Genomic DNA, 11,576 nt, shown 5'->3' with positions numbered 1-11,576 from the left:
AGGTTTGCTTGAGCCCTGACCTTCCCCGCTGTCAGTACATACTATACATTATCAACGGTTGGCGGTGATAAAATGTTTGACGCTAAGCAAATGGACTGGTTCAATCAACTATCCGCTGAAGATCTGGCGATATTAGGTGCCGGCTTCACTACATTAGGCGACTTTTTTGCTTTTTTGGCATTGGTTAAAACCAAACAGGAACCTAAGGGACAGGGAGATAATGTTGTGGCACTGATTAGGGCCAAACAGGAACATCCTAAGAAAAATAAAAAGTAACTATACGAATTCATAGCACGAATTCATAGCATTATTATTTCACGACAAATTTTACACGAGTTCCATCCTCATACTCATCCAATTGGTGACTTACCCATGATCCTGCCCCACGATTATCCTTAGGAGCTATGTATTTGACATTTGCACCTTTACCGCCTTCTGAGCACATCGCCATCGGCCATTCGTCACGATCGTATCCTTTGCGAGTAGGAACACTTGCAAGCGAATGCTTGCGATTTTGCTCGGCTCCTTCACGGTCAATTGTGCATACCGATGATTTTCCCGTCTGAATCGCTTCCTTGATATGCTGCGCCGTTTCTGGATACCGATCTGACGGAAAATGCAGTGTAACCTGTGCCGATGAGGACGGGTTCTCTTGTGGTGTTTTCGTAAGGAGGTCGACTCCTTTAAACCAATACATGCCCGCGGCCAATAGCACTACGGTTATAAAACTTAACAGTTTTTTCTTCAATTTTCCTCTTCCCTTCAAGCTATTCCAGTGAATACCTTCAACCAAGGAATCCCTGGATTTTATTTTTTGTAACCCCTTACGGACTATAAAAAATGGTTGAATATTCGACGACAAATAATACAGAGAGGAGGTTGCACAGATGAACGATGAGATCAAACTGGCCGTGAGCCACATGCAAGCCGTTGTAATCCGGTTACACAATGGAAGTACCGTTATTGGCTGGCCTAAGCTCCTGTCTGAACAAGAGGACCAGCATTTCAAGCTCTACGATGACGAAAACGTATATACGATTTCAATTCAGGACGTGGATACTGTCGCACGAGTCATTGTATAAGATGCATGAAGCGACTCAATGCGATATCCAGTGGACAAGCCCAAACAAGGCACACCACAGGAGAAGACTGATCAATAATCCCCAAAACAAACCTTTAAAAAGCTTCATACCATACTGACAACCTTTCCAACTGGCTTTTCGATATTATAACATGTCAGAAAGAGAGCTGTCGCAGCACGCTTCACATCATCTTTATATTATATTTTTTAAATTTTAAAATCACAGTACAAAGGCAGTGTACAATAATTCCGAAAATTATGCCCGATCACCAATGAAAATGCAATCGCGATATAATAAAAGTCACATTTTAATCAAAATTTAAGGAAAGTTTTCCGAAAATAATGTATAATTATTGACATAATAAAACGTACGAGGTGATCATCATGGCATTATTAAATAGAGTTCAGGAATTAAAATTGCAACTGCCTAACGAGCATCATAGCATCTCGCAATACGTGGAACATGCACTGCACTCGATTGATAATTTTGTGGAACAGCATCGTCAATTTGTAGCCGCTCAGGCTTTATATGGTGAGAAAATTAATGGTACGGAAGAAAGACTGTTCCGTGATACGATTTCCGAGATTAAAGCCCAACTGGTAGCCACTCTGGAAAAAACAGTTGAAGACTTCGCCCACAGGGGCGATAAGCACTGGAAAAACCATTATCAGGACGGCGTAGAGTAAGTTGAAAATAACCCCCGGTCTTTGGACCGGGGGTTATTTTGTATACGTGAATGTGGCAACGCACGCAGACTATTTTAACACTCTAGCAGATGTCGATACGGTTTTATCACCATAGACCACTTTGATACTTGAATTTCCGGTCGCCACTGCCTTCACCTGTCCGCCTGTTACCTGTACAATCGACGGCTTGGAAGATGTCCACACCGCTGAGCTTGTCACATTGGTCATTGCGCCTGAATCATAAACTGCATTCACGCTAAGCACTTGAGAGGAGCCTTTAGGAAGCTTAAGGTTCTTGTTACTCAATACCAGCTTGAGCAGCTTCGGCGTCACCTTGATTTGCATATTAAACGACTTATCCTGGTATGTGCCCGTAATCGTTGCGGTTCCAATGCCAACGGCCTTAATGGATGTGCCTTTTACAACCGCTACGGAAGCATTGGATGTTGTCCATTTTACTTTGTTGCTCAGCGTAGCCTTTTTACCATCTGTAAATATGCCGATGACTTTGACGGATTTGCTCCCCTTCAAATTCATATCAGCACTCGTAAAGTTTGGTGTCAATGTAGAAATGGCTCCTTCTACAATGACAGGCACCTTCACGAATTTATTCATATACATGGCCTTGATGCCCGAGTTGCCGCCACTTACCGCTTTTACTTTACCGTTGCCTACTGTAACTGCGGCTGTTGTAGCTACCCAGCTTACCTGATTTGTAACATCAATTGTTCCGCCACCAGCCATTTGGGCCTTGATTGTCGGAAGACTTGCTTCTTGTCCTGCAACCAGCACATATTTGTTTTCAGAAGCCGTCAGCTTGAGCACTTTGTATTGTACGGTCACCGGAATATCCAGCTTGATTGCACCTACTGTAGCGGTCAATGTTGCACTGCCCGGATTCACTGCAACCAGCTTGCCATTGGCTATCTTGACTGCACTTTCATTGCTTAAGCTCCATTTCACATCGGACTGAACTGCTTTTTTGGCTCCAGTGGTCAAATACGCAGAGATCGTCGGAAGAGAAGTTTTGCTGCCTGTTTCGAGAGTCAGACTCGCTTTGCTCGATACCAGCTTTTCCACAGTCGGCAGCACATTAATCTTCAGCGTCTTGCTCAAACCGTGATAGGACGCTGTAATCGTCGAATTTCCTGCATCCATCGGAGTGACTTTACCCTGCTCCACTGTAGCAACCAGCGGATTGGACGAGGTCCATTCTGCCGTGTTGGTTACATCGGTTTTGGTGCCCGTCAGGCTCACATCAGTTGCTGTGACCTGAATAGGGGAGCTGCCCAGAAAGACCGATTTGGAGCCAGACTCGCTCAATGTCAATGCCTGGGAGGAAGAACGCACATAAACAATAGTTTGTGCTTTAAGTCCATCCTTGTCGGCTTTAATGTAAGTCACGCCTTTGGCAAGAGGACGCACAAGTCCATTTTCTACGGTAGCAACGGTCGAATTCGAAGATGTCCATTCCACACCGGACACATTTTCCGTCCCGCCTCCGCTAAGCACACCTTGAGCAGTCAGTTGCTTCGATTCTCCGCCAATCGTCAAATTCAAAGGACCAGACGGATTGAATTGCAGCTTACTGTAAGACGATTTTACGGTAATAGTCGTCGCTACCGTCCGATTTTCATATGTAGCGGTAACTTTGATCTGCCCTTTGGATACTGGTGTGATAAGTCCCTTTTCTACCTTTAAAATACCAGAGTCCCCGGAGATCCATTCAGCTTTTTCGGTTACATCTGTTTTTCCTTTTTCTGTAACAGACCACACTTTTAATTGAGCAGGGTTTCCGCCCAGATTGACTGTAGTCGGATTTTGACTATCCCACTCCACCGTGTAAGACGTGCTCTCCTCAGCCCGGATCAAACCTGCTGGCCATGCTGCAAATACAAACATCAGCAAAGCAAGTAAGAAGGTACTCCGTTTGCTCATACGTTTCATACGTTCCATTCGTTTCTCTCCCTTGGTTTCATCTTTATAAATAGGGGATTATTAACAAGCCCATTACCTTTTATCGGCAAGCAGTTAACTAAATTGAACCCTTTAGCAAAAAAAAGGTGAATTATAACAGTTAAAGTTCTCCACGCAACGACCTCACCACGAACAAATGCCCTTCCTTTGACAAGGTTTGTCCATCTTCAAGCACGACATCATGATCCGTATGACTAGCCAATTTGATATTGTGAGCAATCAACTGGTCATCTTTCCAAACCGTGACTGCTGATTGAAAATAAATAGCATTATCAAACTGTAATGGAACGCTCATCACATAGCCAATGGAGTTCAGCTTGGCCGGATGGCGGCTCCGGCGCTCACGTCCGGGAGGAAGCATGGTAATATACGCAATATTTTCAAAAGGAATAGCCAGCATTTTCGGGCCTATAATAACGTACTTGCGTGTATCATCCCATTTTTCGAGCGTCCCGCGCACCTTTTGGGTATGACCGTTGTTGCCGTGATATAAGATGACCTGACGTCCCTTCCATTGACGCATGTCCCCACCTCCAGTGCTAGCGGCTAGGAATCTCCCACCGTATCGGCTCCATTCCATGCTCCTGCAAAAATGCATTGGTACGCGAAAAAGGTTTGCTGCCAAAAAAGCCTCGGTGAGCCGCGAGCGGACTCGGATGAACGGATTTCAGCACCAAATGCTTGCTGGTATTCACGAAGCTTGCTTTTTTCTGAGCATGGCTGCCCCACAAAATAAACACTGCCGGCTGCTCACGCTCATTAATTGCTTCAATCACAGCATCCGTGAAACGTTCCCAGCCTATTCCCTGATGAGATTGAGGTTGTCCTTCACGTACGGTCAGTACATTGTTCAGCAGCAGCACGCCCTGTTCAGCCCAAGGAACAAGGTAACCCTGATTCGGAATAGGAGTGCCGATATCATCACGAATCTCTTTGTATATATTTTGTAGAGACGGCGGCGTACGCACACCGGGTCTAACGGAAAAGCTCAAGCCGTGAGCTTGTCCCTCTCCATGGTAGGGGTCCTGTCCTAATATAACTGCTTTCGTCAGATGATACGGCGTTAATTTGAGTGCTGAAAATAAATCTTCTTTTGGAGGATATACTTTGTGTATCTTGTATTCACGGGCTAATGTGTACCTCAAATCATTAAAGTATGGCTTTTCAACCTCTTCCCGCAGCACATTATCCCAGTCATTCCCAAACATAACTCTCGTCTCCTCTCGATATGTAGATCTCGAAAAATATAAATTTTTTGTCCAAACAAATAAAGCTGACCCCTTATCCGGAGCCAGCTTATTTATTCGTTACTTGTCTTCTATGTCGAAGGACCAGAAGAGTATTCTTACGATAGTCAGCTACCGCAGGGTCTAAATTCGATTTCCTTATTATAGCATTCACGGTATTGATGTCAAGTGATTGAAAGCTTAAATCCGCCCAGATAAAAGCTCTTTATTGCTGTATTTGTGACGAATTTGTATGAGCATTCAAGTATTCCAATGCATTATATAACATAACTGCAGCTTCAGCACGTGTGATCTCGCTTTTTGGATGAAACTTTCCAGTCGCATCCAAAGTATTGACCTTGTACACGAGCGAGCGCTGAATGCTGCCTTGATAAGCAGGCTCCAATTCGCTGTCGTCAGCCATATTCACAGGTGCAATTTTAATCATGGGAAGAACGCCCGCTTTTTCGATGCCCTGAATCAGCATGTGGGTAAACTCCTCCTTGGTCAGAGCTTTGGCAGGGTCGATATCTTTGGGAATGTCTACACCATTATAATGCGCGTTGATAAAAGCATCGGCGTACCATGCGGTATCCCTAACATGGGTGAACAGGTCGCTGGCCTGCGGTGCCTTTATAAAATCGATAGCGGCCAAGCTGAACTGGAGTCCGCCAGAGATCAATTGAACGCCTTGGGCAGCGGTCACTTTTGAAGACGGGAGGAACTGAGTGTCAGAGACCCCTTTGAGTAACCCCCGATCTTTAAGGGATATGACTTTTTCTTTACCACTTACGTTGTCCAAATCTTTGAATTGACTGTCTGCCGCAAACAATGGACCTCCAACGGAAAAGGACAAAATAGATACGGCTGTAACGGCTGCGAATACACTTTTTTTCATACTCATGTTAAGTTCCACCTTGTAGTTGAATTAGGCCGCTTGGCCACTAACAACCTCTATAACGTAGTACAAGCTGGAAAGGTTGCAGGTCAAATTTAAGATCCTTTAACATAGTACCTTCTCCAAGCAGCGTGCCAATTCATCATCAGATAGCGGCTTGCGATGCGTATTCTCCAAGTAGATATGTTTTTCAGTCTCCGGCATGATATATTGTTTGTACCACAGAAACATATCGGGGCTATCACCCTGAATCCGCAGAAATCTTCGCACCGTGTCCGCATGAGAAATGGTGTTATCGAGATTGGTCAACCAATCTGCCCGGTAGAAATGCTCCCATCTTCCAGTCCCTGCGAGCGAAAGCGCTTCTTTACCCTTCTGGTAGCTCCAAACGGCATGCGAAGCTTGTATAAATGCTCGTGGATAGTCACCTTCAAGAAATAACCCGTATGCGATGCAGATGTTGGCCAGCCCGCGGCAACCGCTCAGATGCACTTCCATCTGCACAAGAAGCTGATTATACAGCCTGCGACATTCATCCTCCGGCAATTGCTTCATCGTTTGAAGACACCGCTCTCGCAGCTCAGTCCAGCACGAGATAGCCGACTCGGTTTTTTCCTTGAACCAGCGTACCTGTTCAACAAAAGGTTTTTCTCCAGCAGCCCAGCACAGCCGTTCGTCACTGCCTTCTTTACCCTGCAGCCAAAAGCCCATTATCTGACGCGCTGGATGGTGATAGAATTCCTCCCCTGCCCGATCATCCTTATGTGGGCCATAAACGATAGTACAACGGGAATAATCCCGGTACAATCGGGAAATCGCTTGATGCTGACAACTGTACATCCGCACGATAAATTCAGTAAGCTGCTGTTTAGCATCCATATTACCATACGTCCATAAATTCGCTGCCAAATCCAGAGTATATAAATGCGGCAAAATATTACCCGAATTGACCAACAGATACTCGTCTGCTCCTGCGGCAAATGCTGTCGTTAATTCGTCAATAATCAGCTCGGCTGAGGAAGGAAATTGAGTAAGATGGTTTGACGCCTGCAGGTCGTGGAAGGTGACATGATAATATACTCCGTTCTTGCCTTCATCCTCCACCTCGGGCGATGCCGGTACACGATGGTTGAGATTGCCATGGCGCCGGGATACCATTTTGCCGTAACCATTGTCCGCCCATATTTTAATCACCCCTTCGGGAACTTCAATGTGACCCTGCTTGTATAACTCGGCAATCTCGCCATACATCGCCATACTGCATACGGGCTGCTCCACAAATTCGCAGATCATACTGTACTGTTTGCGAACCACATACGATATTAATTGTCCACGTTTCTCTGGCGTATTAAAGGAAGGATCATTTTCCCAAAAAGGCTTGTCACCCTGTCCGCGAAAAGACAATACCCATACAATTTTCTCCTCCTTCTGCCGTTCGATCGCTTCCTGCCATAGCTGTTCAAACAGCTCGGGATGCTCCTTGTAGCTGGCCTGCTTCCCCGGAAAAGCGCGCAAAAACATCTCCGCACCCAGCGGCTCGGCATGATGGTGTGTAATCCATAATCCCATGTCTGCCGCAAGCTTATGATGGATACCTGTGCGCGGTAAATCCGTTCCCGGAATCACCATGTTGCCACCACAGCGTAATAACGCTTCAAAAACAGGCTCCCATACCTGCTCCGTCGGCGGATAATCATCCTTCCAGCCAATCAGACATACCTCATCATTGACAAACCAACCTCGATAGCGAACCTTGGGCGGTAAACTGTCATAATCCTGGCTCGGCAGGACTATGGTATCCCGCTTGCTCGGAGGGAGTTCCGCCCAGAACCAGAACGGCTCCACACCCAGCACGAAGCGACTGTAATGAAGCAGCCCGTAAATGATTCCCAACTCATCACGGCCAATAATATGAAGTACCGTTCCCTTGCTGCCAGGAACAAAACGCAGACAATAGCCTTCTGGCCACTGTGGACATCTGTCCTCTTCCTGCGCATAACGGATCATGATCGAGGCCTCTTCTTTTGTTTGCAATGGATCTCTGCCGAACACTTGCTTATGATCTCTCGCAATCATTCTCCAGGCGTGCGCGACCGGTACACTTCCGCCAGCTCGAAGACTGTATACGCTTTCAGATGTAATGATCAGAGGTTCACAGGTTTTCATGGATTGTCATCTCCTATTCAACGGTGAAGATTCTTCTTACCTTTATTTTATAGGTTGGTGATACACTTAGATAGTCTATAATATTGCGGATATTGCTCAATCATACAAAAGATCAGACGTCATATGTACCCTTGGTTCGCTTAAAAGTTTCACAATAAAATAAAACTCGGCGACCTCCTACCGATTCAATTTCGGAAAAGGTTGCCGATAACTTTAAAAATGTCTTCCTTATTATCTGCCGCAATCTACCCATTTGTCCTTATAACTGCATCTATCATGTTAAATAGGATCACTATTTTTTATTGTAAAACAAGTTGTTTGATATAAAATGATAGGCGTTCTGGTATAGAAATTGAACCAACTGTTTAACGTGTGCAATCTCTGCATCAACGATTCTCTTACACCCCTCAGCGTTGTAGCAAGTGGTTTTTCGCAGAAGACCGGTTTACCCGCAGCAATGGAAGCCAAAACAAATTCTTCATGGGTAGGACCCCAAGAGGTTACGATAACTGCATCAATATTTTCGTTTTTAACAACCTTTCCCTTTTAATTTAAACAGTTCTTTAGGTATACACCTCCACCAATAACGAATCCCCTACATACGATAAGAGCATCACGGGCAACAATGCTGTTATTCCTTATACAGCAAACCAAGGTAGGGGGTGAAAGGCTTATGGAATTGCTGGAGAAAGTACAAGCCGAGATCAACCGTTATATGACCCGGATTCAGTCGGAACAGCAGGAAGATGGGTCATGGAGATATGATTTTGAAACAGGGCCGATGACGGATGCCAGTATGATGATTCTCATCAGCTCCCTGTATCCCGAAGAACAAGAACTCCTTTCGCAGCTGGCCCAGCGCTTGGTGCATAAACAGGCGGATCGAGGCGAATGGAAGCAGTACGACGACGATGATGGCCACCTATCCTCCACAATAGAGGCGTATACCGCGCTGTTGTTATCTGGTTATCTGGAGCGGGATGCACCGCCGATGAAACGGGCCAAGGATTATATTCTCCGCAGCGGCGGAGTCGAGAAGGCACATGTCTCCACTAAGTTTATGCTGGCCTTGAACGACCTGTATCCGTGGCCTGCGTATTATCCGATGCCTCTATTTTTGATCCATCTCCCGAAATGGATTCCATGTAGCTTTTACCGCTGGAGCTCGTACGTCAGGACTCATTTCGCCCCGATTCTCATTCTGGGGCACCTCAAATTCACTCTACCGCATCCTTCTGGTGCAGACATCTCCCATCTCTACAAGACGCCGAAGTACAATAAGCTGCATCATCAGAGCCACGGCCGCAGACGGTCCGCGAAAAAACGAAACCGGAACCCTTCCGGTTTGCAAGGAAAAAGGTCAAACCATTCCATCCAAAAGGCCGAGAGTTTTATACTGGAGCATATTGAAGGGGACGGGACGCTGTACAGCTATGCAAGTGCCACTTTTTTTATGATCTATGCGCTGCTGGCGATCGGCTATCAGCCGGACTCGCCTGTGATCTCCCATGCGATGAAGGGGCTGCTCTCTTTTGTAACGAAGACGGATGACGGGGGGATGCATATTCAGAACTCTCCTTCCACCGTATGGGATACGGCGCTTGCTTCCTACACGCTGCAGGAGGCCGGGCTTTCAGCAGGGGATGATACCGTGCAGCGGGCAGCAACGTATTTGCTGTCGCTTCAGCATACAGAAAAGAAGGAGCAGGCAGAAGGCTCTCTGCTGCACATGACAGGCGGCTGGGGATTTTCCGAAAGCAACAAGGCGAACCCCGATGTGGATGATACGCAGGCGGTGCTGCGGGCGCTGACGCGGTACACATCTTATCACGCAGACAGTCTTGAGTCATGGAGAAAAGGAGTACAGTACTTATTCCGCAGGCAAAATGATGACGGTGGCTGGGCCGCTTTTGAGCGGAACAGCACTTCCTTCATGACTCGTCTGTTTGCAGTAGAGAACTTCGAAGATACGGCGTTTGATCCTTCAGCGGCGGATGTGACGGGGAGGACTTTGGAGTTTCTGGGGAGTCATGTGAAGCTGACAACGAATCATCCGCGGGTACAGGCGGGAGTGCGCTGGCTTCTGAAGCGGCAGCAGCGGGATGGAGCCTGGTATGGCCGCTGGGGAGTATCGTATCTGTATGGGACATGGGCTGCCGTAACAGGACTAAGAGCGGTAGGTTTACCAGCGGAGCATCCCGCGATTCAACAAGCAGCAGACTGGCTGCTCCGCATGAGACAGCCGGATGGTGGCTGGGGGGAGTCCTGCAAGAGTGATGTAGCGAAAACCTACATTGCAGCTCCTTACTCCACGGTCGTTCATACCGCATGGGCGCTGGATCTGCTGATTGCGGTTCATGATACACCTGTGAAGGAAATCAAAGAAGCCACCTCCCTGCTGATCGACTGGAATCGAGAGGAAGGTAGCAAGCGGGTAACATATCCGACCGGAGCGGGTCTTCCGGGGCATTTCTATATCCAGTATCACAGTTATCCGCGGATCTGGCCCCTGCTCACGCTCAGTCACTATGAACAGAAGTATAAAGGCTGCTAAAATGCCCCATTTTCCTGGATTACAGGTATACACCCTGTACTTTCTATTCGATCCGCATATGCTATACTAACTCGTCTTCAAACCGATAAAAAGTAGTTTTTAACCTATAACTCCGGCTACAGACGATAATAGAGCATATGTGAAAGGAGACAACAAGCATGTCCCAACTTGATCCCCGTTTAATGGGAACATTCCGCCGTAGAATGATGGACCCACGATGTTTCCACAAGGTGTGCGGCATTTTATGTGCCCAGAAATATGAGGATTTAAAATGCCACCATGGCTGCTGCAGTATGATTGATCGACTCTCCGAATGTATGGGTGTACCGGTGTCACCAGCTGAAAGAGAAAATGCGGCACAATGGCTGATGGGCTGCGGCGTAGATCCCCAGAACCCTTACCACCGCAGACGGATGTGGAATATGGTGTGGGGTAGATAGAAGAAATAGGTTAAGGTGAAAGGCTGCTCATTCGAGCAGCCTTTCCTTTTGTTACATTTAAGAAAGTACACACACCTAGCACGCAGCATCCTTATATCGAAAGAAAAAATTCGAATCCATCTTTCACAGGAATAGACCCATTGAGTTAAAAGCGATTCCGGCACGTGAACGTGCCGGCTGGCTTTAATGATTCTGGCTGGACCCTCCTCCGTGTAGGAAGAGTTTATATTTAGTAGATGTATTTACCCCTATGCACAATGCTCCTTATCACCCTTGGAAAGTACCGTTGCATAAGTTCTTGCTGTGATGTTCAGGATTTCCACTTCCGGGGGGATTTCTTCCAGCCTGCCGACCTTTACACCAACGAAGATTTCATGCTGGGGTCCAGGATTCGTTATCCACTGTGAGTCTGTAAAATATATTGTGTAAACTCTCAAACCCATTAAAATGGAAGTAAGAGATGAGATTTATTACGATACCCAATCGTTTCGCTACTTCACGAGTGCTCATATGTTTTTCGTTTACCAACAAGACTGCCTCCATCTTC

General features: G+C 46.5%; 12 protein-coding genes. 5 read left to right on the top strand and 7 right to left on the bottom strand.

The window, feature by feature from the left end:
* Positions 1-72 precede the first annotated feature (72 nt).
* Complete coding sequence (locus BAZ21_RS08780) at positions 73-276, top strand: hypothetical protein (protein ID WP_068499099.1); 204 nt, start codon at positions 73-75, stop codon at positions 274-276.
* 34 nt (positions 277-310) lie between these two features.
* Here the strand turns inward: BAZ21_RS08780 and BAZ21_RS08775 are convergent, their stop codons facing one another.
* Positions 311-748 (bottom strand): NucA/NucB deoxyribonuclease domain-containing protein, encoded by a 438-nt coding sequence (locus BAZ21_RS08775; protein WP_068499097.1) that lies wholly within the window; start codon positions 746-748, stop codon positions 311-313.
* A 139-nt stretch (positions 749-887) separates the two neighbouring features.
* Between BAZ21_RS08775 and BAZ21_RS08770 the strand changes: the two genes are divergently transcribed.
* Both BAZ21_RS08770 and BAZ21_RS08765 read left to right on the top strand, forming a co-directional pair.
* On the top strand, positions 888-1,082 hold the full coding sequence (locus BAZ21_RS08770) for a hypothetical protein (RefSeq protein WP_068499095.1): 195 nt from the start codon (positions 888-890) through the stop codon (positions 1,080-1,082).
* Between the two features lie 383 nt (positions 1,083-1,465).
* A complete protein-coding gene (locus BAZ21_RS08765) occupies positions 1,466-1,768 on the top strand; it encodes a hypothetical protein (RefSeq protein ID WP_007431081.1) in 303 nt (100 codons plus the stop codon).
* A gap of 69 nt (positions 1,769-1,837) precedes the next feature.
* Here the strand turns inward: BAZ21_RS08765 and BAZ21_RS08760 are convergent, their stop codons facing one another.
* The 6 genes from BAZ21_RS08760 to BAZ21_RS27790 all read right to left on the bottom strand — a co-directional run bounded on the left by BAZ21_RS08760 (position 1,838) and on the right by BAZ21_RS27790 (position 8,542).
* A complete protein-coding gene (locus tag BAZ21_RS08760) occupies positions 1,838-3,724 on the bottom strand; it encodes an Ig-like domain-containing protein (protein ID WP_068499092.1) in 1,887 nt (628 codons plus the stop codon).
* Positions 3,725-3,845: 121 nt separating this feature from the next.
* On the bottom strand, positions 3,846-4,268 hold the full coding sequence (locus BAZ21_RS08755) for a hypothetical protein (RefSeq protein WP_068499090.1): 423 nt from the start codon (positions 4,266-4,268) through the stop codon (positions 3,846-3,848).
* A 16-nt stretch (positions 4,269-4,284) separates the two neighbouring features.
* A complete protein-coding gene (locus BAZ21_RS08750) occupies positions 4,285-4,953 on the bottom strand; it encodes a uracil-DNA glycosylase (protein WP_068499088.1) in 669 nt (222 codons plus the stop codon).
* 244 nt (positions 4,954-5,197) lie between these two features.
* Positions 5,198-5,875 (bottom strand): S-layer homology domain-containing protein, encoded by a 678-nt coding sequence (locus BAZ21_RS08745; RefSeq protein ID WP_068499087.1) that lies wholly within the window; start codon positions 5,873-5,875, stop codon positions 5,198-5,200.
* Between the two features lie 99 nt (positions 5,876-5,974).
* Complete coding sequence (locus BAZ21_RS08740) at positions 5,975-8,035, bottom strand: glycosyl hydrolase 115 family protein (protein ID WP_068499085.1); 2,061 nt, start codon at positions 8,033-8,035, stop codon at positions 5,975-5,977.
* Between the two features lie 279 nt (positions 8,036-8,314).
* On the bottom strand, positions 8,315-8,542 hold the full coding sequence (locus BAZ21_RS27790; RefSeq protein ID WP_373441548.1) for a Gfo/Idh/MocA family oxidoreductase: 228 nt from the start codon (positions 8,540-8,542) through the stop codon (positions 8,315-8,317).
* 166 nt (positions 8,543-8,708) lie between these two features.
* Between BAZ21_RS27790 and BAZ21_RS08735 the strand changes: the two genes are divergently transcribed.
* Together BAZ21_RS08735 and BAZ21_RS28455 are read left to right on the top strand one after the other, a co-directional pair.
* Positions 8,709-10,589 carry a terpene cyclase/mutase family protein gene (locus tag BAZ21_RS08735; RefSeq protein WP_084011555.1) on the top strand — a complete coding sequence of 627 codons (1,881 nt, stop codon included), beginning with the start codon at positions 8,709-8,711 and terminating at the stop codon, positions 10,587-10,589.
* Between the two features lie 158 nt (positions 10,590-10,747).
* A complete protein-coding gene (locus BAZ21_RS28455) occupies positions 10,748-11,029 on the top strand; it encodes a hypothetical protein (RefSeq protein ID WP_141694960.1) in 282 nt (93 codons plus the stop codon).
* Positions 11,030-11,576: the final 547 nt, after the last annotated feature.

The organism is Paenibacillus kribbensis (genome assembly GCF_001705305.1).
Classification (GTDB): Bacteria; Bacillota; Bacilli; order Paenibacillales; family Paenibacillaceae; genus Paenibacillus; species Paenibacillus kribbensis_B.
This window is presented reverse-complemented; position numbering and strand designations above follow the sequence as displayed.

Bases quoted from the DNA above. Each gene is read 5' to 3' on its own strand.
- BAZ21_RS08780 (WP_068499099.1), top strand. From the start codon at position 73: ATGTTTGACGCTAAGCAAATGGACTGGTTCAATCAACTATCCGCTGAA.
- BAZ21_RS08770 (WP_068499095.1), top strand. From the start codon at position 888: ATGAACGATGAGATCAAACTGGCCGTGAGCCACATGCAAGCCGTTGTA.
- BAZ21_RS08765 (WP_007431081.1), top strand. From the start codon at position 1,466: ATGGCATTATTAAATAGAGTTCAGGAATTAAAATTGCAACTGCCTAAC.
- BAZ21_RS08760 (WP_068499092.1), bottom strand. From the start codon at position 3,724: ATGGAACGTATGAAACGTATGAGCAAACGGAGTACCTTCTTACTTGCT.
- BAZ21_RS08755 (WP_068499090.1), bottom strand. From the start codon at position 4,268: ATGCGTCAATGGAAGGGACGTCAGGTCATCTTATATCACGGCAACAAC.
- BAZ21_RS08750 (WP_068499088.1), bottom strand. From the start codon at position 4,953: ATGTTTGGGAATGACTGGGATAATGTGCTGCGGGAAGAGGTTGAAAAG.
- BAZ21_RS08745 (WP_068499087.1), bottom strand. From the start codon at position 5,875: ATGAGTATGAAAAAAAGTGTATTCGCAGCCGTTACAGCCGTATCTATT.
- BAZ21_RS08740 (WP_068499085.1), bottom strand. From the start codon at position 8,035: ATGAAAACCTGTGAACCTCTGATCATTACATCTGAAAGCGTATACAGT.
- BAZ21_RS08735 (WP_084011555.1), top strand. From the start codon at position 8,709: ATGGAATTGCTGGAGAAAGTACAAGCCGAGATCAACCGTTATATGACC.
- BAZ21_RS28455 (WP_141694960.1), top strand. From the start codon at position 10,748: ATGTCCCAACTTGATCCCCGTTTAATGGGAACATTCCGCCGTAGAATG.